The sequence below is a fragment of the Rhodococcus spelaei genome, assembly GCF_006704125.1.
Taxonomy (GTDB): domain Bacteria; phylum Actinomycetota; class Actinomycetes; order Mycobacteriales; family Mycobacteriaceae; genus Rhodococcus_G; species Rhodococcus_G spelaei.
In genome coordinates, this window is record NZ_VIGH01000010.1 from 24,378 (window position 1) to 49,995 (window position 25,618).

General features: G+C 69.2%; 26 protein-coding genes and 2 tRNA genes. 13 read left to right on the plus strand and 15 right to left on the minus strand.

The genetic code is table 11. The features are described from left to right. Nucleotides 1-62: 62 nt before the first annotated feature. From FK531_RS19910 to FK531_RS19920, 3 genes are all read left to right on the plus strand, one after another. Nucleotides 63-929 carry a thioredoxin-like domain-containing protein gene (locus FK531_RS19910; protein ID WP_142102564.1) on the plus strand — a complete coding sequence of 289 codons (867 nt, stop codon included), beginning with the start codon at nt 63-65 and terminating at the stop codon, nt 927-929. Nucleotide 930: 1 nt separating this feature from the next. After that, nucleotides 931-1,662: a DUF305 domain-containing protein gene (locus FK531_RS19915; protein WP_142102566.1), complete on the plus strand. Its 732-nt coding sequence runs from the start codon at nt 931-933 to the stop codon at nt 1,660-1,662. A gap of 86 nt (nt 1,663-1,748) precedes the next feature. Further along, a tRNA-Arg gene (locus tag FK531_RS19920) sits at nt 1,749-1,821 on the plus strand. Between the two features lie 87 nt (nt 1,822-1,908). On the opposite strand, the gene FK531_RS19925 is transcribed toward FK531_RS19920, so the two are convergent. The 6 genes from FK531_RS19925 to FK531_RS19950 all read right to left on the minus strand — a co-directional run bounded on the left by FK531_RS19925 (nt 1,909) and on the right by FK531_RS19950 (nt 8,468). Next, entirely contained in the window at nt 1,909-2,277 is a 369-nt protein-coding gene (locus FK531_RS19925) for a nuclear transport factor 2 family protein (RefSeq protein ID WP_142102568.1), read from the minus strand. Nucleotides 2,278-2,358: 81 nt separating this feature from the next. Next, complete coding sequence (locus tag FK531_RS19930) at nt 2,359-3,393, minus strand: TIGR03617 family F420-dependent LLM class oxidoreductase (protein WP_246098283.1); 1,035 nt, start codon at nt 3,391-3,393, stop codon at nt 2,359-2,361. A 95-nt stretch (nt 3,394-3,488) separates the two neighbouring features. Continuing rightward, on the minus strand, nt 3,489-4,604 hold the full coding sequence (locus FK531_RS19935; protein WP_142102572.1) for a 3'(2'),5'-bisphosphate nucleotidase CysQ: 1,116 nt from the start codon (nt 4,602-4,604) through the stop codon (nt 3,489-3,491). Continuing rightward, on the minus strand, nt 4,601-6,472 hold the full coding sequence (gene cysN / locus FK531_RS19940; RefSeq protein ID WP_142102574.1) for a sulfate adenylyltransferase subunit CysN: 1,872 nt from the start codon (nt 6,470-6,472) through the stop codon (nt 4,601-4,603). The genes FK531_RS19935 and cysN overlap by 4 nt, the downstream gene beginning before the upstream one ends. Then, on the minus strand, nt 6,472-7,398 hold the full coding sequence (cysD, locus tag FK531_RS19945) for a sulfate adenylyltransferase subunit CysD (RefSeq protein WP_142102576.1): 927 nt from the start codon (nt 7,396-7,398) through the stop codon (nt 6,472-6,474). Before cysD ends, cysN begins: the two co-directional genes overlap by 1 nt. A gap of 98 nt (nt 7,399-7,496) precedes the next feature. Beyond that, entirely contained in the window at nt 7,497-8,468 is a 972-nt protein-coding gene (locus FK531_RS19950; RefSeq protein ID WP_142102578.1) for an IclR family transcriptional regulator, read from the minus strand. Nucleotides 8,469-8,559: 91 nt separating this feature from the next. Between FK531_RS19950 and FK531_RS19955 the strand changes: the two genes are divergently transcribed. From FK531_RS19955 to FK531_RS19975, 5 genes are all read left to right on the plus strand, one after another. Beyond that, nucleotides 8,560-9,744, plus strand: a complete 1,185-nt coding sequence (locus FK531_RS19955; RefSeq protein ID WP_142102579.1) for a hypothetical protein — start codon at nt 8,560-8,562, stop codon at nt 9,742-9,744. 7 nt (nt 9,745-9,751) lie between these two features. Then, nucleotides 9,752-10,534, plus strand: a complete 783-nt coding sequence (locus FK531_RS19960) for an SDR family oxidoreductase (protein WP_142102592.1) — start codon at nt 9,752-9,754, stop codon at nt 10,532-10,534. An 82-nt stretch (nt 10,535-10,616) separates the two neighbouring features. Then, entirely contained in the window at nt 10,617-11,753 is a 1,137-nt protein-coding gene (locus FK531_RS19965) for a sulfotransferase family protein (RefSeq protein WP_142102594.1), read from the plus strand. Nucleotides 11,754-11,990: 237 nt separating this feature from the next. After that, nucleotides 11,991-12,437, plus strand: coding sequence for a Zn-ribbon domain-containing OB-fold protein (locus tag FK531_RS19970; protein ID WP_246098284.1), 447 nt, complete (start codon nt 11,991-11,993; stop codon nt 12,435-12,437). After that, nucleotides 12,434-12,766 (plus strand): hypothetical protein, encoded by a 333-nt coding sequence (locus FK531_RS19975; RefSeq protein ID WP_142102596.1) that lies wholly within the window; start codon nt 12,434-12,436, stop codon nt 12,764-12,766. The genes FK531_RS19970 and FK531_RS19975 overlap by 4 nt, the downstream gene beginning before the upstream one ends. A gap of 7 nt (nt 12,767-12,773) precedes the next feature. Here the strand turns inward: FK531_RS19975 and FK531_RS19980 are convergent, their stop codons facing one another. The 3 genes from FK531_RS19980 to FK531_RS19990 are packed head-to-tail and all read right to left on the minus strand — an operon-like array spanning nt 12,774 to nt 16,890. After that, nucleotides 12,774-14,207 (minus strand): metallophosphoesterase, encoded by a 1,434-nt coding sequence (locus FK531_RS19980; protein ID WP_181763048.1) that lies wholly within the window; start codon nt 14,205-14,207, stop codon nt 12,774-12,776. Between the two features lie 44 nt (nt 14,208-14,251). Further along, nucleotides 14,252-15,100, minus strand: coding sequence for an alpha/beta fold hydrolase (locus FK531_RS19985; protein WP_142102598.1), 849 nt, complete (start codon nt 15,098-15,100; stop codon nt 14,252-14,254). Then, nucleotides 15,097-16,890 (minus strand): N-acyl-D-amino-acid deacylase family protein, encoded by a 1,794-nt coding sequence (locus FK531_RS19990; RefSeq protein WP_142102600.1) that lies wholly within the window; start codon nt 16,888-16,890, stop codon nt 15,097-15,099. The genes FK531_RS19985 and FK531_RS19990 overlap by 4 nt, the downstream gene beginning before the upstream one ends. A 182-nt stretch (nt 16,891-17,072) precedes the next feature. Between FK531_RS19990 and FK531_RS19995 the strand changes: the two genes are divergently transcribed. Both FK531_RS19995 and bfr read left to right on the plus strand, forming a co-directional pair. Further along, a complete protein-coding gene (locus FK531_RS19995) occupies nt 17,073-17,279 on the plus strand; it encodes a (2Fe-2S)-binding protein (protein ID WP_142102602.1) in 207 nt (68 codons plus the stop codon). A 59-nt stretch (nt 17,280-17,338) separates the two neighbouring features. After that, a complete protein-coding gene (gene bfr / locus FK531_RS20000; RefSeq protein ID WP_142102604.1) occupies nt 17,339-17,824 on the plus strand; it encodes a bacterioferritin in 486 nt (161 codons plus the stop codon). A 61-nt stretch (nt 17,825-17,885) separates the two neighbouring features. Here bfr and FK531_RS20005 read toward each other — a convergent pair. Beyond that, nucleotides 17,886-17,956: transfer RNA gene (locus FK531_RS20005), tRNA-Cys, on the minus strand. Nucleotides 17,957-17,965: 9 nt separating this feature from the next. Beyond that, nucleotides 17,966-19,216 (minus strand): MFS transporter, encoded by a 1,251-nt coding sequence (locus tag FK531_RS20010; RefSeq protein WP_246098285.1) that lies wholly within the window; start codon nt 19,214-19,216, stop codon nt 17,966-17,968. Between the two features lie 113 nt (nt 19,217-19,329). Between FK531_RS20010 and FK531_RS20015 the strand changes: the two genes are divergently transcribed. The 3 genes from FK531_RS20015 to FK531_RS20025 all read left to right on the plus strand — a co-directional run bounded on the left by FK531_RS20015 (nt 19,330) and on the right by FK531_RS20025 (nt 21,651). Then, entirely contained in the window at nt 19,330-20,142 is an 813-nt protein-coding gene (locus tag FK531_RS20015) for an SDR family NAD(P)-dependent oxidoreductase (RefSeq protein WP_142102607.1), read from the plus strand. Nucleotides 20,143-20,229: 87 nt separating this feature from the next. After that, on the plus strand, nt 20,230-20,760 hold the full coding sequence (locus FK531_RS20020) for a MarR family winged helix-turn-helix transcriptional regulator (protein ID WP_142102609.1): 531 nt from the start codon (nt 20,230-20,232) through the stop codon (nt 20,758-20,760). Nucleotides 20,761-20,787: 27 nt separating this feature from the next. Continuing rightward, nucleotides 20,788-21,651 carry a DUF7159 family protein gene (locus tag FK531_RS20025; protein WP_142102611.1) on the plus strand — a complete coding sequence of 288 codons (864 nt, stop codon included), beginning with the start codon at nt 20,788-20,790 and terminating at the stop codon, nt 21,649-21,651. 53 nt (nt 21,652-21,704) lie between these two features. On the opposite strand, the gene FK531_RS20030 is transcribed toward FK531_RS20025, so the two are convergent. The 4 genes from FK531_RS20030 to FK531_RS20045 are packed head-to-tail and all read right to left on the minus strand — an operon-like array spanning nt 21,705 to nt 25,617. Next, complete coding sequence (locus FK531_RS20030) at nt 21,705-22,481, minus strand: enoyl-CoA hydratase (protein ID WP_142102613.1); 777 nt, start codon at nt 22,479-22,481, stop codon at nt 21,705-21,707. Then, nucleotides 22,474-23,385 (minus strand): 3-hydroxyisobutyrate dehydrogenase, encoded by a 912-nt coding sequence (gene mmsB / locus FK531_RS20035; RefSeq protein WP_142102614.1) that lies wholly within the window; start codon nt 23,383-23,385, stop codon nt 22,474-22,476. Before mmsB ends, FK531_RS20030 begins: the two co-directional genes overlap by 8 nt. 1 nt (nt 23,386) lies before the next feature. Next, on the minus strand, nt 23,387-24,454 hold the full coding sequence (locus FK531_RS20040; protein WP_142102809.1) for an enoyl-CoA hydratase/isomerase family protein: 1,068 nt from the start codon (nt 24,452-24,454) through the stop codon (nt 23,387-23,389). A 14-nt stretch (nt 24,455-24,468) separates the two neighbouring features. Continuing rightward, a complete protein-coding gene (locus FK531_RS20045) occupies nt 24,469-25,617 on the minus strand; it encodes an isobutyryl-CoA dehydrogenase (RefSeq protein ID WP_142102616.1) in 1,149 nt (382 codons plus the stop codon). Between the last annotated feature and the right edge of the window lies 1 nt (nt 25,618).

The window sequence follows — 25,618 nt, forward strand, 5'->3', positions numbered from 1 at the left end:
CGCCCGCGGGGGCCACCCCCGCACACCGAGACTGTGTCACTCGACCGAAAGAGCGCTCACCGATGCCCAGCGGTTCGGATAATCGCGGCGCCCGCAACAGCGGCGCCAAGTCAGCCAAGGCGATCAAAGCCGCCAAGAAGAGTTCCGGCGGCGCCAAGCCGAGGTCGGGAATGCCCAAGAAGCGGGAAATTCCCTGGTTGACTGTCGGAGCGGTGGTCGCCGTGATCGCCCTGCTCGCCATCCTCGCGGTGAACCTGGTCCCTAAGTACCAGGACAAGACCGCCGCCGACAAGTACGCGCCCACCGCCGACAATCCGGACCCGTCGACGTCCATCGACGGCGTCGTGAAGAAGGACTATCCGGCCGCCCTGCACATCTCGGCGACCCAGCGTGTCGCGTACGACCAGAGCCCGCCGTTCGGCGGTCCGCACGACGCGACGTGGGCCACCTGCACGGGCATCGTGTACCCGAACGCGATCCGCACCGAGAACGCGGTGCATTCGCTCGAGCACGGCGCGGTGTGGATCACCTACAACCCGGACAAGGTCTCGGGTAGCGACCTGGACACGCTCAAGTCCAAGGTCGACGGCAAGTCCTACATGCTGATGTCGCCGTACCCGGGCCTCGACTCGCCGATCTCGCTGCAGAGCTGGGGGCACCAGCTCAAGCTGGACAGCGCCGACGACAAGCGGATCAACGAGTTCGTCGCCGCGCTGCGCCTGAACAACTTCGGGGCCTACCCGGAGAAGGGTGCTAGCTGCTCGACCATCCCCGGCGCTTTCGACCCGGACAACCCGCCGGCCTTCGACGCCACGCCGCCCGGACCCGACGCGGTGTCGATGGACGGCAAGGGTCTGACCCCCGACACCTCCGAGGCCGGCTCGGGCGCGGGACTGCCGATCGCCCCGCAGCCGACCCCTGGCAGCTGACATGACGGTCGCTGACGGCACTGGAACCGGCAGCCTGCGCAGTCAGCGCACCGCCCTCGCCGTGCTCGGGCTGATCGCGGCGATCGCGATCGGTTTCGGGCTCGGGTTCCTCGCAAACCAGTTCCTGCACGACGACCAGCCCGCGACCCCGGTCGCGGGCTCGGTCGACGTCGGGTTCGCGCAGGACATGACCGTGCACCACAACCAGGCGGTGGAAATGGCGGCGATCGCCATCGCCAACGCCGCCGACCCGATGGTCCGGGACCTGGCGTACGACATCCTGACCACGCAGCAGAACCAGATCGGCCAGATGACCGGCTGGCTGTCACTGTGGAACCAGCCGCTCCTGCCGACCGGGGACTACATGGCCTGGATGACCGCGGACGGAACCGGCATGTCCGGTCACACCGGCATGAGCCACGGCACCGCCTCTGCGACGCCGAGCAGCGGGCAGCAGCAGTCCGGTGCGGCGACGATGCCCGGTATGGCCAGCTCCGAGGACATGGCGGCCCTGCGTCAGGCCCGCGGTCCCGCCGCGGACGTGTTGTTCCTGCAGTTGATGCTCCGTCACCACGAGGGCGGAAAGCCGATGATGGAGTACGGCGCCCAGCACGCCGAGGTACCGACGGTCCGGGCGCTCGCACAGACCATGGTGGATACCCAGCAGAGCGAGTCGACGCGAATGACGCAGCTGCTCACCGAGAAGGGCGCGGCCCCGCTGCCGATGAACTGACACGGGCCCCGGGGCACCGGTTGTGGATCTCGGGTGGTGATGGGTTACGCTAACCCCGCCCAAACGGCACACCGGTTTTCCGGTGCGCCCCCGTAGCTCAGGGGATAGAGCGTTCGCCTCCGGAGCGAAAGGCCGCAGGTTCGAATCCTGCCGGGGGCACTCGCATTTCGAGTGCGCCACAGCTGAGAAAACCCCCGTCGACGATGTCGGCGGGGGTTTTCGCTTGTTCGGGGCCGGGCGGTCGGGTCAGCTCCCGAGTGCAGCCAGTGGTGCCATGTCGAAGTAGTCACGCCAAGCGGCGATCTTGCCGTCCTCCGTGAGCTCGAAGACACCCGTCACCGGCAGTTCGACCGTCTTGCCGTTGATCGCGAACACGTCGACGCGCTCGTTCATGACGATCGAGCCGCCCGAGACCTGCCGCTGGATCCGGAAGTCGATGCCGCCGAAACTCCCCACGAATCCCGCGATGAAGTCCCGGATGGCCGTCTTGCCCGTGACCGGCTCCATCGGAATATTGTGGTAGACAGCGTCTTCGGTGAAGTACTCGGCGATCTTGTCCGGATCCGGCTGCGCCCAGCCTGCGCAGAACTCGGTGACGATGGCCTCGGGATTCATAGGGCTCCTCCATTGTTGGGTGCGCCTTCGGCGCCCGTGCGCGGCGTTCACCCCAACTGGGGTGAACGCCGCGCACAGTTGTCATTCGTGCAACTGCCCGACGACCTCGGCCATCAGGGCGTCGTGCTCGGGATCGCTCGGCAGAGCCAGCGTGACGGCGTCGGCCCGCCCACCGACCCGGTCCCGGATCACCTCCGCGAGCCGCGAGTACGGCGCAGTCGGCAGCATCGCGTCGAGCACGTCGTCGGTGACGACCTCCCGCAGCTCGGACCAGCTGTCGCGGCGGACCATCCGCGCGAGCGGCTCCCGCAGGCCCCCGAGACCACTTCGTTCGAGTTCGCGATGGTAGGCGGGGGTCGAGTACAGGAAGGCGAACAGGCGTCGCTGACGCTCGCGCTCACGGGACACGTCGGCGTCGGTGGCGCCGGTGATCACCTGGACGCCCGCGACCAGGTCGAGATCGGCCCGCGTGCGCCCGGCCACCGCGGCGCCCTCGGCGAGCGCGGGCAGGCAGTCCTGCTCGAGGTACTGGGGGCTCGAGTTGGTCGGGTGGGTGACGAAGCCGTCCGCCAACTCCCCTGCCGCCAGGCACATACCGCGCCCCACCCCACCGAGATAGATCGGCGGGGCCGCGATGTCCGGGGCGGTTCGATCGGTGGCGCCGCGGTGGGGATTGAAGTACGGCTGCATCCGCAGGAAGCGGTAGTGCTTGCCGTCGAAAGGGGTCAACTCGCCCGTCCGGAACGTCTCGAAGGCCGCCCGCACCACCTGCACGTACTGGCGCATCCGCGGGGCGGGTTCCGACCACGGCATCGCGTACCGCTGTTCGATGTTCTGCCGGACCTGACTGCCGAGTCCCAGGTGGAACCGCCCACCGGAGATCGCCGAGAGGTCCCAGGCGGTGTAGGCGGTCAACACCGGGCTTCGTACGAATGCGAGCGCAACGGAGGTGCGCACGACTATTCGAGAGGTCGCCTGCAGCGCCTGGAGGGCGAGCAGGAACGGGTCGTGCACCGTCTCGGAGACGTGCATGCCGTCGTATCCGGCGGCCTCGACCCGTCGCGCGTAGTCACCGATCTCGGTCAGTCCGAGCCGCGGATCGGTTCCCGCGTACACCTTCACCCGCTCCGCCCAACTTCCCTCTCGCGCGTCGAGTGAACGGAGACGTTCGCTCGATCAGATCGACCGAACGGTACATTCACTCGCTCCGCTCAGTTGCCGTGCGGTTCGATGATCGCCGTGATCGCCGCTATCTCCGCCCCCGAGATCGCGAAGTGCTCGGTGATCGCGACCGTGAGTGTGCCTTCGCCCGAGCGCATGTCGAGCAGGTAGCGGCCCACCACGTTCGGTCCCCACTCGCTCATCCGTAGGTCGCGGATCCCGGTGATCGGCTCGTACTGGTGACCGTGCTCGAGCTCGTGTCGGATCTCCTCACCAGTGCTGCCGGTGCGCTGACCGTTCTCCACCCGGAAGCAGTTCTCGGCCAACCGCACCTTCGTGGCGTCATGGGTCACCAGCGAACCGAGGTACTCGCGGGCCAGCGCGATGGCCTGACTGCCCTGCTCGGACGTCAGCGTCGCGATCTCGCCGAGCAGCGTGTCCGCCACCTCCGGCCGGCAGATGAGCAGGTCCGGCAGATAGGGACGGGTCTCGTTGTAGCGCAACGCGCTACCGTCGACCCGCGAGCAATGCAGCCCCGCCGCCTGCGCCACCCCGACGGGAGCCGCGGAGTCCCACTCCCACTGCCCGCCGGCGTGCACGTACGCGTCGGCCTCCCCGCGCAGGACCGCCATCGCCTTCGCTCCGGCCGAGCCCATCTGCAGCACCTCCGCACCGACCCGCTGCGCCAGCTCGCTGACGAACGCCGGCGGACGACTGCCGCTGACCAGGATGCGCAGCGGTCCGGGCGTGCGCGCGGCCAGGCCGACCGCACCGGATGCGTACACGGCACCGATCGCGGGCTGCGCGACGGCGGCATCCGTGATTCCGCGGCCGCGCTCCCACAGCGCCACGTGCACGGCCCAGTCCGTGTGTCCCGCCAGCCCGTACTCCTTGGAGCCGTCGAGCGGGTCGATGATCCACACCCGGTCCCGGTCGAGACGCACGAGGTCGTCGGCCGACTCCTCGGAGAGCACGGCGTCGGCAGGCCGGCCCGCGGCGAGCAGGTCGAGCAGCAGGGCATTGGCCTCGCGGTCGCCGCGCCGCCCCAGTTCCCGCGCCCGGGTCGGGTCGATCGGTGTGGACCCGAGCTCCCCGGCCCGGATCTCGGTCAGCAGTTCACCCGCACGGGCGGCCAGGTCGGCGGCGAATTCGGTGTCGGCGTTCATGAAGTCAGATATTCCACGATCCGGGCGGCTTGTGCACCCGGATCGCCGTCCTCGGGCGTCAACACCAGTTCGGCCCGCTCGGGTCGTTCGTACGGGTCGTCCACGCCGGTGAATCCGGTGATCTCCCCCGCCCGCGCCTTGGCGTACATGCCCTTCGGATCGCGGGTCTCGCACTGCTCGATCGGGGTGTCGACGAACACCTCGACGAACCGCAGGCCGGCCGCCTCGTGCGCGGCGCGGACCCGGTCCCGGTCGTCGCGGTACGGACTGATCAGCGACGCCACGGCGACCGTTCCGGCGTCGGCGAGCAACTGCGCGACCGCCCCGACGCGGCGCACGTTCTCGGCCCGGTCCGCTGCCGAGAATCCGAGGTCGGCGTTGAGGCCGTGCCGCAGGTTGTCGCCGTCGAGCCGGTAGGCAGGCACTCCCGCGGCGACCAGTCGTCGCTCGAGTTCGACTGCCACTGTGGACTTTCCGGACGCCGACAGTCCGGTCAGCCAGACGGTGGCCCCCTGCGTGGCACGCTCCTCACGGGCAACCGCGGCGGCATGCCAGACGACCTTCGACTCCTTGAGCGTCGGTCCGGTGATCATGCCGGCGGCAACGGTGTTGCCGGTGGACTCGTCGACCAGGATGAAGCTGCCGGTGACACGGTTCCGGCGGTAGGGATCGAAGAGCAGCGGCTGCTGCGTCCTGAGCTGGACTCGGCCGATCTCGTTGAGCGACAACGACTGCGCCGACTCGTCGCGGTGCAGGGTGTTGACGTCGAGGCGGTAGTCCAGCCGGGCCACCTGCGCCCGGGTGGATCGGGTGGTGTGCAGCAGCGAGTACCGCGCGTTCTCCGACAGCGTGGACTGCTCGGTGAGCCAGCAGATCATCGCGTCGACCTCCTGGCCGACCAGCGGGCGGTTGTTCGGTCGGCACAGGATGTCGCCGCGAGCGATGTCGAGGTTGTCCGCCAACTGGATACACACCGCGGACGACGCGAAGGCCTCGTCGACGACACTGCCGCCGGGACCGTAGATCGCTTCCACGGTCGAGGTGAAGCCCGAGGGCAGCGCGACCACCTCGTCACCCGGCTTGAACACGCCGCTGGCGACCGTTCCCGCGTAGCCGCGGAAGTCGTGCAGGTCCGCGTCGGTCTGACGTTGCGGACGAATGACGTACTGCACCGGGAAACGCGCGTCGATGAGATTGCGGTCCGACGCGATGTGCACCTCCTCGAGCTGGTGCAGCAGCGACGACCCCTCGTACCAGGGCATGTTCTCCGTGCGCGTGACGATGTTGTCGCCCTTGAGCGCGGAGACCGGGACGAAGGTCAGGTCGTGCACGTCGAGCTTGGTGGCGAATTGCCGGAACTCCTCCTTGATCTCCTCGAAGCGCTCCTGCGACCAGTCGACCAGGTCCATCTTGTTCACACAGAGCACCAGGTGCGGGATCCCGAGCAGGGTGGACAGGAACGCATGCCGGCGGGTCTGTTCCAGTACGCCCTTGCGCGCGTCCACCAGGATGAGCGCGAGGTCGGCGGTCGAGGCGCCGGTGACCATGTTGCGGGTGTACTGCTCGTGACCGGGAGTGTCCGCGATGATGAACTTCCTTCGCGGCGTGGCGAAGTAGCGGTGCGCGACGTCGATCGTGATGCCCTGCTCGCGTTCGGCGCGCAGCCCGTCGGTCAGCAGCGCCAGGTCCGTGCGCTCGTCGCCGCGCTCGCGGCTGCTGCGCTCGACCGCCTCGAGCTGATCCTCGAAGATCGACTTCGAGTCGTAGAGCAGCCGTCCGATGAGCGTCGACTTACCGTCGTCGACGCTGCCAGCGGTCGCGACCCGCAGCAGCTGCTGGGCGTGATGAGCCTCCGTGTGCGCAGGCATCAGAAGTACCCCTCCTTCTTTCGGTCTTCCATCCCGGCCTCGGAGATCCGGTCGTCGGCGCGGGTGGCGCCGCGTTCGGTGATGCGGCTCGCGGCGACCTCGGCGACCACGGCGTCGGCGGTCTGGGCGGACGACTCGACGCAACCGGTGCACGTCGCGTCGCCGACAGTCCGGAAGCGGACCAGCTCCTCGTACGACTCTTCACCGGGCAGCAGCGTCAGGAATCTGGTGTGAGCCAACAGCATTCCGTCCCTCGGGACGACCGGCCTGCGATGCGCGTAGTAGATGGAGGGCAGCTCGATTCCCTCCTCGAGGATGTACTGCCAGATGTCGAGTTCGGTCCAGTTCGACAGCGGGAACACCCGGATGTGTTCGCCCTTGCGATGCCTGCCGTTGTAGAGGTTCCAGAGTTCGGGTCGCTGCGCACGCGGGTTCCACTGGCCGTACTCGTCACGGAAGCTGAACACCCGCTCCTTGGCCCGGGCCTTCTCCTCGTCCCGGCGGGCACCGCCGAACACCGCGTCGAAAGCGTTCTCCCGGATGCCGCGCAGCAACGCGTGCGTCTGGAGCCGGTTGCGACTCGCCCGCGGCCCGACCTCCTCGGTGACCGTGCCCGCGTCGATGTCGTCCTGCACGCTGGAAACCACAAGTCGCAGCCCGAGTCGCTCGACCGTCCGGTCGCGGAACTCGATGACCTCGTCGAAGTTGTGACCGGTGTCGACGTGCATCACCGCGAACGGCAGCGGCGCAGGCCAGAACGCCTTCGCCGCGACGTGCAGCATCACCACCGAGTCCTTGCCGCCGGAGAAGAGCAGCACCGGACGCTCGAACGTGGCGGCGACCTCACGGAAGATGTGGACCGCCTCGGCCTCGAGCGCACCGAGATGGGACAGCTCGTAGGCGGGCGGCGAGTGGAGGGTTGTCACGTGCGGCTCCTCGACTGGATCGGAATCCCCGGCACGTCGGTACGTTTTTGTACCGGACCGGTTCGAAAATGCAGTTCGAGCCGAGAATAGAACGCGTTCTAGGTCGGGTCAATCCCCTCGACCGGAACGATCTCGCCGACGCCCCCGCGTCGATCTGGCCAGCGCCCCCCGACCTCGGCCGTCACGGCGTCGGCGGCCGCGGCGAGCGCCTTGCCGCGGCGCGCGATCTCGGAGCCACTGATCGACGCACCCACGTCCAGCGTCAGCACCAGCGCCTGACGCCCGTCGGCGTCGTAGGTGGGCGCGGCGATCAGGCTCACTGGATGCCCTGCGTCCGAGGCCATCTCGCGACTCAGGTACACCCGCTCCCCCAGGCTCGACACCATCTCACCGAGCAGCTGACGGATCTCCGACGGCAGGTCGTGCCCGGCGACACCCTGCATGAGCGAGAAGAGGCGGCGCCCCATCGGCGTCAAGCGCTCGACGAGATAGCCCGTGTCGCGGCACTCCGCGACCACCTGGTGCAGCAAGTCGCGGTCGAGCACCACCGGCAGGGTGGGCTCACGCCGCAGCCACGCCTCGAGTTCCTCGTCGTGACTCCACAGCACGTACATGAGTCCGACCGGGGGCGCGAAGGGGTACGCCTGCCCGACCTTGACCGCCGTGCGACCGACCTTCATCCCGGGTGGGACGGCCACCTCGAGGATCATCACCCGGTCCCCCACCACCGCGGACGCCGTGCAGACGGACCCGAACTCGGCGGCGAGGCGGTCGAGTTGGGCGCGCGCGATCGGCCCGACCGCGAAGCCCCGCTGCGCGGCCCGGCCGGCCGCGATGAGGGCGGGACCGAGGCCGTACGTCTTGGCGGCGCCGTCGCGGGTCAGGTACCCCCCGGCGACCAGCGCGGACAGGATGCCGAGGCAGGTCGGCTTGCTCATCCCCAGCGCCCGGGCCAGCTCGGAGAGCCCGAAGCGCTGGTCGGGGCGCGCGACGAGGTGATCGAGAACCTGCACCACTCGCTCGGTCGGGGGCGAGCGTCGTCCGGCGACTGCGTCGGGCTCGGCGGCCATTGACCACTCCTCAGAATTCGCTCTATTGTCGGACCATCGTAGATCTACCACTTAGGTACATATTTGTACCACTGAAACGCAAGGAGCGGGAGTGCTGACAGATCCACTGGCCGAGGCGATCGCCGAGGCCGAGAAGCTTGTCGAGGCAGCGCCGCACATCCGGTCCGAGCAGGACCTGCTCGAGGGCTACCAGTACCTCGCCGGCGGAATCCTGGCCACCGTGCACGCGGCCTGGGCCACCGAGAAGACCCACCCGAACTTCATCCAGGGCACGGGCCCGTACACGAAGATGGGCCTGGACAACCCCGACACGCTCTACTTCGGCGCCCGGGTCAACGACGACGCAGAGTACGTCGTCAGCGGAACGCGCGGCACCACGACCGACCTCAGCTTCCAGGTGCTCAGCGGCAACTACACCGACTCCAACGTCCCCGGCAGCGAGACCGCGTTCGACGACCGCGCCATCGACATCGCGCCCGACGGCACCTTCGAGGTCCGCTTCGGCCCCGCGAACGAGGACGGCTCCCCCTACGGCGGTGGACGCCGCAACCACTTCACCCTCGGCACCGGCGCGTCACAGCTCGTGGTCCGCGAGGTCTACAGCGACTGGTCCCAGCAGCGCGGCACGATCCGGATCGAGCGGGTGGACCGGATGGGTGTCCCGTACGACGCCCTGACCAAGGAGGAGACCGAGAAGCGCTTCGCCCGGGCAGGCAAGGCACTGGTCGGCCGCGTCAAGACCTGGCTGCAGTTCCCCGAGTGGTTCTACCTCAAGCTGCCGGTGAACACGATGACCGAACCGCGACTGACGCCGGGCGGACTCGCCACCCAGTTCTCCTCGGTCGGGCACTACGAACTCGCCGACGACCAGGCCATGATCATCACCGTCCCGAAATCCGATGCGCCGTATGTGGGTTTCCAGCTGGGCAGCATGTGGTACATCTCGCTGGACTACACCGGGCACCAGACGTCGCTGAACAACACCCAGGCGCAGGTGGACCCGGACGGGATGGTCCGGATGGTGGTCAGCGAGCGCAATCCCGGCGTCACGAACTGGATCGAGACCGTCGGGCACCCCCGCGGCATCCTGCAGTTCCGGTGGCAGCGCACCTCACGGGAGCTCGCCCCCGCCGACGGACCGACGGTGGAGGTGGTCGGGATCGACGAGGTGGCCGCGAAGCTCCCCTTCCACGAACAGAACAAGATCACGCCGGAGGACTGGACCGCCCGCATCGCGGCGCGGCAGGCCGCGATCGCCGACCGGATGCTGGGGTAGTACGACCATGACAAATCTCTTGCAGGACAAGATCGTCGTGATCTCCGGGGTCGGCCCCGCGCTCGGCCGGACGCTGGCGCTGCGGTGCGCCGAGGCAGGCGCCGACCTGGTGCTGGCCGCCCGCACGCAGTCCCGGCTCGACGAGGTCGCCAAGGAGGTCACCGACCTGGGCCGCCGCGCAGTGACGGTCGCCACCGACATCACCGACCAGGACTCGGCCGAGCACCTGGTCGCGGCGAGCCTGGAGGCGTACGGCCGGGTCGACACCCTGATCAACAACGCCTTCTCGGTTCCGTCGATGAAGCCGCTGGCCCGCACCGACTTCCAGCACATCCGCGACAGCATCGAGCTCACCGTTCTCGGCGCGCTCCGGCTGACCCAGTTGTTCACGCCCGCGCTCGAGGAGTCCGCGGGTTCGGTCGTCAACATCAACTCGATGGTGCTGCGTCACTCGCAGGAGCGCTACGGCAGCTACAAGATGGCGAAGTCCGCACTGCTCGCCACCTCCCAGTCGCTCGCGACCGAGCTGGGACCCAAGGGAATTCGCATCAACTCCGTCGCTCCGGGCTACATCTGGGGTGACACCCTCAAGCAGTACTTCGCGCACCAGGCGAGCAAGTACGGCACGACGGTCGAGCAGATCTACGAGCACACCGCCACGGGCACCGACCTCAAGCGACTGCCCACCACCGAGGAGGTCTCCGACGCGGTGATCTTCCTGGCCTCCCCGATGGCCAGCGGCATCACCGGGCAGTGCCTCGACGTCAACTGCGGCGAATTCCACCACTAGGCCGGGAGTGGAGCCTGCGGAACGACCCCACAAATGGGTGGAGCCTGCGGAACGACCCCACAACTAGAAGGACCACTTCGAGATGACAGAACGCACGACCGTCGGCACCGTCGAGGATCTGCACGCCTCGGCCACCCGGATGACCGGTCTGACCGACTTCGGTGTCGACGACTACACCGAGGCCCTCGGTGTCCTGCTCGACTCCTATGCCCGCGATGAGGACCTGACGCCGCTGGGCAGCAAGATGTCCCGCGTGTTCCTGCGCGGCGCGCTGGTCGCCCGGCTGCTCAGCGAAGCCGCGTGGAAGGCGAATCCCGAGCACGCGGACGTGAAGATCGAGCGACCGATCTTCGTGACCGGCCTGCCCCGCACCGGGACCACCGCCCTGCACCGACTGCTCACGGTCGACCCGGCGCACCAGGGTCTGGAAATGTGGCTGACGGAGATGCCACAGCCGCGTCCGCCGCGCGAGACCTGGGAGTCGAACCCGGTGTTCGCGGGCATCGAGGCCAAGTTCAGCCAGCACCACGTCGAGCATCCCGAGTTCATGGGCGTGCACTACATGTCGGCGGCCGAGGTCGAGGAGTGCTGGCAGTTGCTGCGGCAGACCTTCAAGTCGGTCTCCTACGAGTGCCTGGCGAACCTGCCGACGTACTCGAAGTGGCTCGAGGGCCAGGACTGGACGAATGCCTACGCGCGGCACAAGAAGAACCTGCAGCTGATCGGCCTGCCCGACCAGGATCGGCGCTGGGTGCTCAAGAACCCGAGCCATCTTTTCGCGCTCGACGAGCTGATGGCGGTGTACCCGGATGCCCTCGTCATCCAGACCCACCGCCCGCCGAGCACCATCATCCCGTCGGTGTGCAGTCTCGCCGAGCAGGCCACCGAGGGCTGGTCCAACAAGTTCACGGGTGAGGTGATCGGACGCGGGCAGCTCGAACTCTGGGCCCGCGGCCTGGAGACATTCACCGCCGCCCGCGCGAAGTACGACCCGGCCCAGTTCGTCGACGTCGACTTCGGGGACTTCCACGCCGACCCGCTCGGCACGGTCGAGGGCATCTACTCGCGTTTCGGCATTCCCCTGAGTTCCGGCGCTCAGCAGAACATGGAGGCTCTGCACGCCGAGTCCCAGACCGGCGACCGCAAGCCGGTGCACCGGTACACCCTCGAGGAGTACGGGCTGACCGAGGCCGAGGTCCAGGAGCGCTTCGCCGGCTGAGGCGGCTCAGCGCCGGGGCGCAGGCACACCGAGTGCGGGGATCAGATCCAGCAGGACTGCTGCGATCTGGTCCCCGCTCCGCGCTCCGGTCGAACCGCGATGCTGCCCCCGCGCGGGCCGGGGAGTCGTCGCAGGCACGGAAACAGGTAGGTACCCCCGTACTTCGGCCGTCCCCGGCGACGACGGACAGGTGGACAGTGTGACTCGTATCACCATCCGCCACCCACCGAGGTTCCGATGCACCAGGACCAGCACGTTTCCCCACACACCGCGTCCGACACCATGCGCCCGCGCACCCTCCCGCCGGATGCGCTGCTCCTCAAGCGCTGCACGAACTGCGCCACTCTGCTCGCCCCGCTGACCGCGACCTGCACGTCCTGCCTCGGCACCGACCTCGGGATCGCGCCATGCTCCGGCACCGGGTCGATCGTGTCGTGGAAGCCCGCCCCCGCCGGGACGGACGAACCGCACACCACCGCGGCACCGCCGGTCAACGCGATCGTCGAACTCGACGACGGACCGCGGATCTACACGTGGATCGAGGGTGACATCCCACTGCGTCCGGACCGGCCGGTCCGCGTCACGTTCCGGCCGACGGAGCGGGGCGAGCGGTTCCCGGTGTTCGCCGTCTGCGCGGCAGCCGCCACCGGGCGCCCGGCCCTGGTGCCGGCAGGTGCCGCATGAGCGCCGCAGACGGGAAGGACGCCGAGCGCATTCGAGCGTGGCGTCGGGTCTGCGACGTCCTGCAACGCACCGGCGCCGTCAGTCCCCACGGCGGGTGGGTGATCAACTTCGCCATCACGTGGGCGCCGTTCGGTGGCGCGAGCCCGGCGGAACTGCTCGAGACGTTCGGCGTCACGCACGCGCGGTTCCTCCAGATGCTCCACGAGTCACTCGACCCACACGGCGCCGCCGACCACATCGCGACGATCAAGCGTCAACTGACCGAATCGCTGCTGCGGGCATGGACGGGCGCCGGCCGCGCCCAGTCTCCCGTCCGACGCGCCGCGTGACCCCCGTTCAGGCCGCCACGAGACCCGTCAGGTCGCGCAACACCACGTGGTTGCGGTCCTCCGCGGTACCGAGGGTGTACTCCGGCATCTGCCCGAGGAACTCCCCCCGGCTGCGCTGGCTCCACCGCCGTGCGTCGTCTGCGCGGGTCTTGTAGAAGTTCACCGTGTACCCGCCCTCGTACACCCGCAGCAACGAGTAGCCGCCCGGGTACTCCTTGACCGCACCCACTTCGAGGAACTCGACCGCCGCCGCGGTGTCGGGCCGGGTGCGACGGTTCCGGTGCGTGTGCCCGGCGTGGTGCAGGAACACCCCGGGCGCGCGGGCGTAGAGGTCCTGCAGCTGACGCGAATCCGGTTGATTCAGTACGAAACTCGGACCCGCGACGTTGGTCAGCCCGGCCTCCGCGGTGACGGGATGGTGGCCGAACACCAGCGTCGGACGGTCGGGATCGGCGCGCAGGGAGTCGCGGATCTGCGCCATCTGGGCGGGCTCGACGACGCCGCCGGAGCCGTCGACCGCGGTGGTGTCGACGGACAGCAGGCGCAGTCCGCCGAGGTCGAACGACCGCATCACCTGACGGGGCGCGAACACGTCGCCCCAGCAGTCGTGGTGATCGCGGGCCGAGGGCAAGACCGAGCAGCCTGCGTACGCGGCGCCGACGTGCGGGCGGTCGTGATTGCCACGACTGACGAAGTAGTCCGTTCCCGCGCCGCCCCAGCCGTCGAGCATCGCGCGAACCGCCGTCGAGTCCTGCGCCGACGCCTCGTCGGTCAGGTCGCCCGCGACCACCAAGTGGTCGGCGTCCCGGTCGGCGGCCCGCAGGTCGGCGAGCATCGCGGTCAGCATCACCTCGGGGTACGGCAACAGTCCCGGATCCTGCCGGAATCCGGGCGGCAGTCCGGCAGCGACGATGCCGCTGAACTCCTCGCCGTAGTGCACGTCGTTGGACAGAGCGATGGTGCGCAGCAGGCGGCCGGGCGGTGGCACCAATGTCGTGACGCGGCCCGTCGATTCCGGAACGCCGGGCCGTCCGGTCGCGAGAAGGGTAGGGGCGGCGCGCAATCCGTTCGAGTAGGCCTCGAACCGGTACTCGCGCCCCGGCTCGAGTCCGTGCACCTCCGCGTAGTGGAACGGGGTGGGGACGTCCTCGTGGATCACCACTCGCGGCGCGGTGGGTGAGTCCGCCGGCGCGAGCCGCAGTTCGGTGTCCGCAGCGAGCGGGAGCGGCATGCCGTGGTCGTCGACCCGGACCGCCGACACCGTGGCCCACGTGACGATCACGGACGTGTCGGTGATCGTCACGACCTCGAGGTCGCGGGCCCACATCGGCTCACCCGCGGCGTGTGCGACGCCACCGCGCGCACTGCCGAGCACCGGCAGGACCGCGGCCGCGGCCAACAGCCCGAGCACCCGACGTCGCGGCGGCCTACAGCAGTGCACGGGTCGGACAGTAGCCCCGCGCGAGCGTTCCCGCTCGGCAACGCTCAGGCCTGCCGGAAATGCTCCCCGAGCAGTGCGTCCAGCTGGTCCGGCGCCTCGTCCGGGATCCAGTGGCTCACTCCGCTCAAGACTTCGAAGCGGTACGGGCCGTCGACGTAACCGGACGACAATGCGGCTCCCTTCGGGCCCAGCGCGGTGTCGCGGTCGCTCCACACGTGCAGCGTCGGCACGCTCACCCGCGAGGCCACCCGCCACGGCCTGCGGAACGGGATCGCGCGGTACCAGTGCAGTCCCCCGCGGGCCCGCGCGCGGTCCCGCATCGGTTCGAGGTCACGGTCGGCGGCCTCGGCGCTCATGCCGCTGGCGAGCAGGTGCCGGCGCACCCGGCCACCGGTGCGAATCAACCACTCCGGGAGGACCGGCAGCTGGAACGCGAACATGTACCAGGACTTGACGATCTGGTTGCTGGTGAGCATCGCCCGTGCGAACGCCGCGGGATGCGGCACCGACACCGCGGCCAGGGTGCGCACCAGGTCCGGCCGGTCAGCGGCCACGCTCCACGCGACCGCTGCGCCCCAGTCGTGCCCGACCAGATGCACCGGGCCCAATCCGGCCCGCTCGATCAGTGCCACCACGTCGGCGTCGACCTGCGTGCTGCGATAGGCCCACCGCCACCGGGGCCGCGCGCCCGGCGAGGCGCCGCGCTGGTCCGGCGCGAGGGTTCGGAGGCCACGCGCGTGCAGCAGCGGCGCCACCCGGTCCCAGGATCGTGCGTCCTGCGGCCAGCCGTGCAGCAGCACCACGGGGACCCCGTCGATCGGCCCCTCGTCGCGGATGTCGAAGACCAGTCCGTCCCGGGTGAAGGACGAGATCCGCGCCGGGGTGGGGGTCACGACGAGACCGCGGCCCGGGCCCGTCCGGCGACCGTGCGCGCCTGAGCGCCCGCGCGCAGGAACTGTCCGGTCTTCTCGACACCGAAGCCGGGCTCGAATTCCCCGTTGCGGTACACCAGTTTTCCGTTGATCACCGTCGCCACCGCAGCCCGGTCGTTGCGGTTGACCATGCGGCGCAGCCCGCCGTACTCGGCCACCGGTTCCTCGAAGAGACCGTCGACAGTGTCGTCGAGCCCCGCCGGGTCGACGATCACCAGGTCGGCGCGGTCGCCCTCACACAGGTGCCCGGCGTCGATCCCGTACCAGTCGGCGAGCTCACCGGTGAGCCGGTGCACCGCCCGCTCGACGGTCAGGAACGGCTTGCGCTCGCGCTGGGCGTCGTTGACGCGCTTGAGAAGTCGGATCGGGAAGTTGTAGAACGCCATGTTGCGCAGGTGCGCGCCCGCGTCGCCGAATCCCATCTGCACGCCCGGACTTGCCGCCAACTTGCGCGCGAACTTGGGGCGGTGGTTGGCCACCGTGGTGCGCCAGCGCAGGTTCTTGCCGTACTCGACGACGAGGTCGAGGTACGCGTCGACCGGGTGGACCCCCCGCTCGTCACCCACCCGGCCGAAAGTCTTTCCGACGAGCGTCTCGTCGGGGCACTTGACGATCACCGCGTCGTAGAAGTTGCGGTGCCAGATTCGCGGGGACCACTTGTTGTCGTAGTCCTTGCGGAACCAGCGCCGATACTCCTCGTCCTGGAGCAGCTCGTTGCGCTCGACTTCGTTCTTCAGGTGCAGCGCCGCGGCGCCGGCACCGAACTCCTCGAACACGACCAGGTCGATGCCGTCGGCGTAGACGGTGAAGGGCACCGGCAGGTGCTGCCAGCGGAAGTCGGTCCTGGCGAAGCGATTGAGCAGCGGCGCGGCGGCGAGCATGAAGTACACGATCGCGGGGTACGCCTTCGAGTCCGCGCCCGAGAGCAGCGACGTCTTCAGCGGCCTGCGGCGTCCGATGCCGGAGCTCTCCACGAAGAACGACGCCACGTTCGGGTGCAGGTTGATCGTCGGCGCGCTCTGCAGGATCTTGCCGCGGTCGCGCAGGATGCGGTTGAGGAAGCGGAACTCGCGCCAGCGCGCGTAGGTCGAGGGCAGCGACCGCGACCGGTACTCGTCGCCGTCGATCTTGTCGAGCGCATTGGTCATCGAGGACAGTCCGAGGAGTCCGGCGTCGATCGCCTCGGTGAGCATCGCGCCCATCCGGTCGAGTTCGGCGGCACTGGGCTTGGTCTTCCGGTCGGTGCCGCGACCGAGCCCGAGGACGTGGGTGCGGATGTCGGAGTGGCCGATGAAGCCGGCGACGTTGGGTCCGAGCGGCAGCGCGTCGAGCGCCTGCACGTACTCGGCCGGCCGGTGCCAGGTCTTGTTCTCCTCCAGGATCCGCAGCACCGAGTCGTGCGGCACGGCCTCGACCCGACTGAACAGGTCCGCGCACTCGCGGGGCGTCGAGTAGACGGTCGAGAGCGAGCAGTTGCCGAGGACGACGGTGGTGACGCCGTGCCGCACCGACTCCGGCAGACCGGGACTGACCAGCGCCTCCGCGTCGTAGTGCGTGTGCACGTCGACGAATCCGGGCAGCACCCACTTGCCGGCCGCGTCGAGGACCTGGGTGTCGGGTCCGACGGGGAGCGGTTCGGCCGAGACGGTGGTGACCACGCCGTCGCGGACGCCGAGGTTGCGCAGCAGCGGGCGGCCGCCGGTCCCGTCGAACCACAGTCCGCCGTTGACCACGATGTCGTACTCCGCCATGTTGCACCCCTCACAGGATTGTGTGTTACCGGAGGTTACAGATGGCTCGGAGGGGAAGTCAACGACGGGCGCGAACGCCGCTCGACCAGCCCGAAATCAAGATCGGTTAGGCTACCCTTTTCTTTCTCGTGCGCTTAGCGTAGCCTGCCCTGTGGAACCGAAAGCGCCGGAGGAAGTACGACATGTACGTGTGCATATGCGCGGCAGCAACCGAAGAGCAGGTGCAGCTGTGCATCACCGCTGGGGCGCAGACGGCCAAGCAGGTCGCGATGGGATGCGGCGCCGGAAAAGGCCGCGGCTGCGGACTGTGCCGCGACCGGATCAAGTCCATGATCGAAAACCACTTCTCGAGTTGCGAGGTCGACGAGGTCGGACAGATCAGCGCGTGAATTCGCCTGCTGGGCGTTAGGCTGACACTACGGTTCAGCCCACCCCCAGTGGAGGCGTCATGCGCGGCGACGACGAAGTAATCGCACTTCTCAACGAGCAGCTCACCAGTGAACTCACGGCCATCAACCAGTACTTCCTGCACTCGAAGATGCAGGCCAACTGGGGCCTGACCAGAATCGCCGAGCGGACCCGCCAGGAGTCCTTCGAAGAGATGCAGCACGCGGAGATCCTCACCGACCGGATTCTCATGCTCGAGGCGCTGCCGAACTACCAACGACTGCTGCCGCTGCGCGTCGGCCAGACCCTCCGCGAGCAGTTCACCTCGGACCTTGCCGTCGAGGTGGAGGTCGTCGAACGTCTCCGACCCGGCATCACGATGTGCCGGGCGAAGGGCGACCACACGTCGGCCGGGATCTTCGAGAAGATCCTCGCCGAGGAGGAAGACCACGTCGACTACCTCGAGACGCAGCTCGAACTGATCGACAAGCTGGGCGAGCAGCTCTACCTCGCGCAGACCGTCGACCAGCCTCCGACTGTCGCCTGAGCGCCCCGGCGACCTGCGGTCACCCTGCCGGACGCTGGGACGAACGGCAGGGTGACCTTCGAGCGGATGACGGGACTCGAACCCGTGTAAACGGCTTTGCAGGCCGGTGCCTAGCCACTCAGCCACACCCGCATCGATGAGTCACTCTGCCGGGCCGCGAGCAGGTCGGCCAGAGTTGCGCTCAGCCTGATCCGAAGTCCGCATGCGGGCGTCCGGGCGGCGCAGCGCGAGCACCGCACTGAATCCGGCAGCACACAGCGCGAACACCACCGAGCAGACCGCGAAGGCGGTGCCGCCGAGCGTGGTGAGGCCCAGGGCGGTCGTACCCGCACCGGTACCGATGTAGAGCACCGAGTTGTTCCAGGACACCGCCGGAGCGCGCCGGTCCGCCATCACCGTCGTCAGGTACACCTGGGCGGTACTGAAGAACGCGGTGCCGCAGAAGAAGGCGAGCACGAATCCCGCCAGCATCAGCTGCCAGCTGTCCGCCGTCGTCGCGACCGCCAGTCCGACCGCCAGCGCCAGTCCCCACCCGACGCTCAGCTGCGACACGTGCCTGCCCGCCGAACTCCACCGGTCGATCAGCGGACCGGCGATCAGCGATCCGATCAGCGAACCGACCCCGACCGCCATGCCCACCAGCCCGAGCACCCCGGTCCCGAAGTCGAATCGGGTCGCGAACAGCGCGCCCGCGTACGCGTAGGTGCCGAGCCTCGCGGCCTGCACGAAGAAGTTGCCGGCCATGATCGTCCGGAACACACCGACCTTCCACAGCCCGAACGACGATCGCAGCGCACCGAGCGGGCGGGCGGACGATCCTGCGGCCCTGATGGATTCGCGCAGCCGCAGCGCGATCAGTGTGCCCGCCACCACGAGTCCGAGCGCGACGACCGCGAACGCGAACCGCCAACTCGACGCCGCCGCAGCGAACGTCGCCAACGGCACCCCGACGATCTGACCACCCGCGTAGGCAGCGGACCCGCGCGCGATCGCCCGGCCCCGCTCACGGGGCGCCGCAGTCTCGGCGAGGTAGGCCCACATGGCCGGGCCGACCAACGCGCCGCCGATACCGCCGATCACCCGCGCCGCCAGGAGCCAGCCGAGCCCCGGAGCGAGCGCACACAGCAGCTCACCGGTCGCGAAAACCGCTATGCCGGAGACGATCACCCGTCGCCGCGGTAGGTGCTCGGTCAGCGCACCGACGAGGGGGCTGGCAATCGCATAGGACAGACCGAACACCGTGACCACCCAGGCGGTGGCGGCGATGCTGGTGCCGAAGTCCCCGGAAATGGTCGGCAACAGCGGGGAGGCCAGGAACAGTTCTGCCCCCATCAGGAAGAACACCGCCTGGATCAGCCCGTGCTGTCGCCAGGGTGTCTGTTGCTGTGTCACGGTTCCTCGCCTCCGCGACCAAAGGTACTGCGCCACGCCGGATCGGCCGGCACGGCTCCCGCTGACAGGGAAGAGGCGGTGCCGCCGCTGGGCTGCGCTCATACCGTGTGGGCATGACTGCACTCGACTTGCGGGACCTGGCGGGCGGCACGGCGGTGGTGACGGGCGCGGCCTCGGGGATCGGTGCGGCACTCGCGCGGCGCGCCGCAACCCTCGGAATGCACGTGGTGCTGGCCGACTTCGACGCCGACGGGCTCGCGCGGATCGCCGCCGAACTCGCCGACGCCGATGTGTTCGCGGTCCGCTGCGACGTCACCGACGCGGCCGACGTGGACCGACTGGCCGCCGCGACAGCGGACCGGTTCGGCCCGGTCCGGTTACTGGTCAACAACGCCGGCGTCGAGAGCACCGGACGCCTGTGGGAAATGGCCCCGGACCGCTTCGAGCGCGTGCTCGCGGTCAACGTCACCGGGGTCTTCCACGGGATCCGCGCCTTCGTGCCGCGGATGATCGCCGACGCCACCGACGCGATCATCGTCAACACCACGTCGGTCGGCGCGGTCACCACGATGCCGGCACAGGCGGCGTACGTGGCGAGCAAGCACGCGGCGCTGGCGTTGACCGAGTGCCTGGCAGTCGAACTCGCCGAGACGGGCGCACCGATCCGGGTGGCGGCGTTCCTGCCCGGCCCGGTGCACACCGACATCTACGCGAGGGCCGACGCGGACGGCGTCGCGGGCGATGCCCTGCGCGCCCGGATGCGGGACTTCCTGCGCGAGCGCGGCGTGACACCCGCCGCGGCCGCCGACGCCCTGTTCGAGGGGTTGGCCACGGGCGAGTTCTGGATCTACACCGACGCCGAGCGTGCGGACGAGCTGCTGCGTCGACGGGCGGATCGCCTGACCGGCCACCTGCCTCCCGGGTAGGCGCTCCGCGCTTGTGCGCGCGAATTACCCCAGCTGGGATGAACCGCGCGCACGGGCGGCGCAGCCGCTTCGTGGAATGATGGCGGCATGCCCTCGCAACCGCTGCCGCTCGACCCGATCGAGGAGGCGCACCGCCAGTGGGAGAAGCACGGCTGGGGTGAGGTCGCGGACGGGATGGCCGCGGTCACCTCGCTGATGCGCGCGCAGCAGATCATGATGGCCCGCGTGGAGGAGGTGCTCAAACCGACGGGGCTGACCTTCTCGCGTTACGAGTTGCTGACCCTGCTGACGTTCACCCGCACCGGCGCGCTGCCGATGGCCAAGGCCAGTGCGCGACTGCAGGTTCACCCGACCAGCGTCACCAACGCCGTCGACCGGCTCGAGGCCGCCGAGTTGGTCCGGCGGGTGCCGCATCCGAGCGACCGCCGCACCACCCTGATCGAAATCACCGAAGCGGGACGCAGTTTGGCGCTCGCGGCGACCGAGCAGCTCAACACGCAGGTCTTTGCGCGCCCCGGCCTGTCCGCGGATAAGCTCGACACCCTCGTGCGGATCCTCGCGGAGCTGCGCCGGACCGCCGGCGACTTCGACACCGGAGACGCACCCACCAAGTGGTGACATACGACAGCAACGAGGAGTGCGACGGTGGTGCTGGTTCTTGGCGTGTCGGCGGGGGCGAGCGGAGCGCGTGCGGTGCTGGCACATTCGGATCGACCGCATCACGATCCGCTGGCCCGCTGCGACGTCCGACGCCGACCGGGTAGCCCCATCGGAGAGCCCGTGATCTCGGCGATCCGCACCCTGCGCGCGACGGCCGTCGAGCAGGGCGAGCTCGTCTCCGCCACCGCAGTCACCCTGCGCACCGGCATCGATCCGGAGGTGGTCGAGTTCACCGCGGCCTCGACCACCCGCGCCCACGTGCGGGTGCTGCCCGAAACTGCCGCCCAGCTGAGGTATCTGCGGTTCACCGGTCAACTCCCCCGGCGTGGCGCCGTGGTGATCTACGACGTCGGCGGCTCCGGGTTGTCCGTGTGTGTGGCCGACGCGCCGTCCGGCGAGATCCTGTCCTCCCGCCGCAGCGCGGTGGTCGGCGGCGACCAGCTGGACCGACTGGTGCAGGATCACCTGGCCGCGAGCGGCGTCCGGATCGATCTCACGGCCTGCCGGGACCTCAAGGAACAGTTGTCGTTCGAACGGGTCGTGACCGCCTCCGATCCGAGCACCGGAGCCATGACCGTGCTGACGAACAACGACCTGGCCGCGCTGACCCGGGACGGCGTGATGCACTCGGTGTCCCTGCTGCGCACCATGATCCGCGAGTCCGCGGCGTCGCCGGCGGCGGTGGTGCTGCTGGGCGGGGGCGGACACGTCGCCGCGTTGCGCGACTGGCTCGAGACTTTCCTGCGGCTCCCGGTGACGGTGCCGCCGGACCCGGCCTCGGTCGCGGGGCGCGGAGCGGTGCTCCTCGCCGCCGCCACCGCGGCGGGGTCGACGCTGCGCCGCTGGTGACGCTGCGCTTCGATGAGGCCGCGCTGTCGGTGAGGCTGCGCTGTCGGTGAGGCTCAGCTGTTGGTGAAGTGGGGCGACCGTTTCTCGACGAAGGCAGCCATCCCTTCCTTCTGATCAGCGGTGGCGAACGTCGAGTGGAATACCCGGCGTTCGAACTTCACGCCCTCGGCGAGAGTGGTCTCGAACGACCTGTTGACCGCCTCCTTCGCCATCATCGCGATCGGGAGCGACATCTCGGCGATGGTCGTCGCGACCTTCAGCGCCTCGTCGAGCAGGGCCGCCGCCGGGACGATGCGCGAGACCAGCCCGGCGCGCTCGGCCTCGTTCACGTCCATGGTCCGCCCGGTCAGGCACATGTCCATCGCCTTCGCCTTGCCGACCGCCCTCGTCAGCCGTTGCGAGCCACCGATTCCCGGGATCACACCCAACGTGATCTCGGGTTGCCCGAACTTCGCGGTGTCGGCGGCGATGATGAAGTCGCACAGCATCGCCAGCTCGCAGCCACCGCCGAGGGCGTACCCGGCGACCGCCGCGACGATCGGGGTACGGGCGGACGAGAACCGGTCCCACTGGGAGAACAGATCTTCCGCATGCACCTCGGCGAACGTCTTCGGCTGCATCTCCTTGATGTCGGCGCCCGCCGCGAACGCGCGGTCGGACCCGGTGAGCAGGATCGCCCCGATTCCGGGATCGGCGTCGAGTTCCTCGACCGCCGCCACGACCTCGCGCATCAGCTGGCTGTCGAGGGCGTTGAGCGCCTTCGGGCGGTTCAGCGTGACGACGCCGACGCGGCCCCTGCGGTCGAGGAGGATGGTGTCGAACTCACTCACCGGCACTCTCCTGGCTCGAGCGGGTACGGATGTCGGTCACGATGGCGGAGAAGTCCAATGCTCCGCCGCCATCGGTATTGAACCGGTGGTACAACTCCGCGGCGCGGAGTCCGAGTTCGGCGTCGACGCCGTTGGCGCGCACCGCATTCGCGGCGAGACCCAGGTCCTTGTCCATCAGCGCAGCCGCGAATCCCGGCTGGTAGTCGTGGTTGGCCGGCGTGGTCGGCACCGGTCCGGGCACCGGGCAGTTGCTGGTCAGCGCCCAGCACTGGCCGGATGCGTTGGAGGCCACGTCGAACAGGGCCTGGTTCGACAGGCCGAGCTTCTCGCCGAGCACGAACGCCTCACTGATCGCGATCATCGAGACACCGAGAATCATGTTGTTGCAGATCTTGGCGGCCTGTCCGACGCCGGAGGCGCCGCAGTGCACGACCTTTCGGCCCATCACGTCGAGCAGGGGGTGCGCCGACGAGAAGTCGGCCTCGGAGCCGCCGACCATGAACGCGAGGGTCCCGGCGGTGGCGCCGGCGACCCCTCCCGAGACGGGGGCGTCCACGGCGCGGTGCCCGGCCTGCAGCGCCTTGTCGTGCGCGGCCCTCGCGTCGGCGACGTCGATCGTGGAACTGTCCACGAACAGGGTGTCGCCCTTCACTGCGGGCAGGATCTCGTCGTAGAGATCGAGTACCAGGCGACCGTTGGGCAGCATGGTGATCACCACGTCGGCGTCCGCGACGGCCACGACCGCCGAATCCGCCACGGCGAGACCGTCCCTGGCTGCCTGCTCCAGAGCGGCCGGGACCGGATCGTACCCGGTCACCCGGTAGCCGGCCTTGACCAGGTTCGCGGCCATCGGTCCGCCCATGTGGCCGAGTCCGAGGAACGCCACCGTCGGCTGGGTGCTCATGTCAGATCCCTTCGAGATCGGATGCGGCGAGGCCCAGTTCGAGCTCGCCCAGTGGCTGGAAGTAACGGTCCACGTCGGCGTCCGTGACGTCGGCGAGGCTGGCCGGCGACCAGGACGGGTTGCGGTCCTTGTCCACGACCTGCGCGCGGATGCCCTCGACCAGGTCGTGTGACCCGAGCGCCGCGACCGACACCCGGAACTCCTCGTCGAGCACCTGCTCGAGCGTGTCGAGTTCGCGGGCGTGACGGAGCGAGCGCAGGGTGACCGCCAGCGCGACCGGGGACTTGGCGAGGATCTGGTCGGCGGCGGCCCGGGCCTCGGGGACCTCGCTCTCTCGTAGGCGCGCGACGATCTGCGGCACGGTCGTCGCCGAGTAGGCGGCGTCGATCCACGACCGCTGCGCCATCAGGTCGGACTCGGGTGCGGGCCGGGAGTGCTCGTCGAGCGCATCGGCCACCGAGTCGGATTCCAGTGCGGTGACGAACTTCTCGATCGCCTCGGACGGCACGAAGTGGTCCGCGAAGCCGAGTGCGATCGCGTCGCCGGGACCGAGTCGTCCGGTGGTCAGGGCGACGTGGGTACCGAGTTCGCCGGGCGCGCGGGAGAGCAGGTACGTACCACCGACGTCGGGCACGAACCCGATGCCGACCTCGGGCATCGCGATGGTCGAGCGTTCGGTGACCACCCGGACGCTGCCGTGCGCGGAGATCCCGACCCCACCGCCCATCACGATGCCGTCCATGATCGCCACGTACGGCTTGGGGTACCGGCCGATCGCCGCGTTGAGGACGTACTCGTCGCGCCAGAACTCCCGCGAGCCGGTGCCCCCGCTGCGGGCGTCGTGGTAAATCGAGACGATGTCGCCGCCGGCGCACAGTCCGCGCTCGCCCGCCCCGTCGACGACGACCGCGCGCACCTCGGGGTCGGACTCCCACTCGAGCAGGGCCGACGCCATCGACCGGACCATCGCGTGGTTGAGCGCGTTGATCGCCTTGGGCCGGTTGAGCGTCAGCCTCCCCAGGGCGCCCGCCCGCTCGACGAGGACCTCGGCGCCGTTCACATCGTTCACGCTGCTCACTTCGTTCACGCTGCGCCTGCCTTTCCGATGACACTGCGGGCGATGACCACCCGCATGATCTCGTTGGTGCCCTCCAGGATCTGATGCACCCGCAGGTCGCGCACGATCTTCTCCAGTCCGTACTCGGCGAGATAGCCGTAGCCACCGTGCATCTGCAACGCCCTGTTCGCCACATCGAAACCGGTGTCGGTGGCGAAGCGTTTCGCCATCGCGCACAGTTCGACCTTGTCGGGCACGTCCTCGTCGAGTCCGGCCGCGGCCCGCCACAGCAGGGTCCGGGCGGCCTCGAGTTCGGTGCGCATGTCGGCGAGCTGGAACTGCAGCGCCTGCGAATCCAGCAGCGCCGCACCGAAGGCCTTGCGATCGGCCAGGTAGCCGACCGCCATCCGCAGCGCGGCCTCGGCGCCGCCGACCGAGCAGGCGGCGATGTTCAGTCGGCCGCCGTTGAGCCCGGACATGGCGATCTTGAAGCCGTCACCCTCCGCGCCGAGCCGGTTCGCGGCCGGCACCCGCACCTCGTCGAGGATCACCTGCCTGGTGGGCTGCGCGTTCCAGCCCATCTTCTTCTCGTTGGCGCCGAAGGAGAGCCCGGCCGAGTCCTTGGGCACGACGAACGCCGAGATGCCCCGCGGACCGGGCTCCCCGGTGCGGGCCATCACCACGTAGACCTCGGAGGTGCCCGCACCGGAGATGAACTGCTTGACCCCGGTCAGGACGTAGTCGTCACCGTCGCGAACCGCCTTGGTGGACAACGCCGCCGCGTCCGACCCGGCACCGGGCTCGGTGAGGCAGTAGCTGCCGAACTGGTCCATCGAGCACAGTCCGGGCACCCATCGGTGACGCTGCTCGTCGGTGCCGTAGGTGTCGATCATCCACGTCACCATGTTGTGGATGGAGACGTACGCCGCGATCGACGGGTCACCCGTGGCGAGCTGCTCGAAGATGCGGACGGCGTCGAGGCGGGACAGTCCCGACCCGCCCACGTCCTCGCGGATGTAGATTCCGCCCATGCCGAGCGAGGCGGCCTTGCGCAGGACGTCGACCGGGAAGTGCTTGGTCTGGTCCCACTCGATTGCGTTGGGGGCCAGGTACTCCGCGGCGAAGTCGGCGGCGGTGTCGCTGATCGCCCGCTCGTCGTCGGTGAGGGTGAACATG

Excerpts from the sequence above, each read along its gene's own strand:
- FK531_RS19910 (WP_142102564.1), top strand. The coding sequence starts at position 63 with ATGCCCAGCGGTTCGGATAATCGCGGCGCCCGCAACAGCGGCGCCAAG.
- FK531_RS19915 (WP_142102566.1), top strand. The coding sequence starts at position 931 with ATGACGGTCGCTGACGGCACTGGAACCGGCAGCCTGCGCAGTCAGCGC.
- FK531_RS19925 (WP_142102568.1), bottom strand. The coding sequence starts at position 2,277 with ATGAATCCCGAGGCCATCGTCACCGAGTTCTGCGCAGGCTGGGCGCAG.
- FK531_RS19935 (WP_142102572.1), bottom strand. The coding sequence starts at position 4,604 with ATGAACGCCGACACCGAATTCGCCGCCGACCTGGCCGCCCGTGCGGGT.
- cysN (WP_142102574.1), bottom strand. The coding sequence starts at position 6,472 with ATGCCTGCGCACACGGAGGCTCATCACGCCCAGCAGCTGCTGCGGGTC.
- FK531_RS19950 (WP_142102578.1), bottom strand. The coding sequence starts at position 8,468 with ATGGCCGCCGAGCCCGACGCAGTCGCCGGACGACGCTCGCCCCCGACC.
- FK531_RS19960 (WP_142102592.1), top strand. The coding sequence starts at position 9,752 with ATGACAAATCTCTTGCAGGACAAGATCGTCGTGATCTCCGGGGTCGGC.
- FK531_RS19965 (WP_142102594.1), top strand. The coding sequence starts at position 10,617 with ATGACAGAACGCACGACCGTCGGCACCGTCGAGGATCTGCACGCCTCG.
- FK531_RS19970 (WP_246098284.1), top strand. The coding sequence starts at position 11,991 with ATGCACCAGGACCAGCACGTTTCCCCACACACCGCGTCCGACACCATG.
- FK531_RS19975 (WP_142102596.1), top strand. The coding sequence starts at position 12,434 with ATGAGCGCCGCAGACGGGAAGGACGCCGAGCGCATTCGAGCGTGGCGT.
- FK531_RS19990 (WP_142102600.1), bottom strand. The coding sequence starts at position 16,890 with ATGGCGGAGTACGACATCGTGGTCAACGGCGGACTGTGGTTCGACGGG.
- FK531_RS19995 (WP_142102602.1), top strand. The coding sequence starts at position 17,073 with ATGTACGTGTGCATATGCGCGGCAGCAACCGAAGAGCAGGTGCAGCTG.
- bfr (WP_142102604.1), top strand. The coding sequence starts at position 17,339 with ATGCGCGGCGACGACGAAGTAATCGCACTTCTCAACGAGCAGCTCACC.
- FK531_RS20015 (WP_142102607.1), top strand. The coding sequence starts at position 19,330 with ATGACTGCACTCGACTTGCGGGACCTGGCGGGCGGCACGGCGGTGGTG.
- FK531_RS20020 (WP_142102609.1), top strand. The coding sequence starts at position 20,230 with ATGCCCTCGCAACCGCTGCCGCTCGACCCGATCGAGGAGGCGCACCGC.
- mmsB (WP_142102614.1), bottom strand. The coding sequence starts at position 23,385 with ATGAGCACCCAGCCGACGGTGGCGTTCCTCGGACTCGGCCACATGGGC.
- FK531_RS20045 (WP_142102616.1), bottom strand. The coding sequence starts at position 25,617 with ATGTTCACCCTCACCGACGACGAGCGGGCGATCAGCGACACCGCCGCC.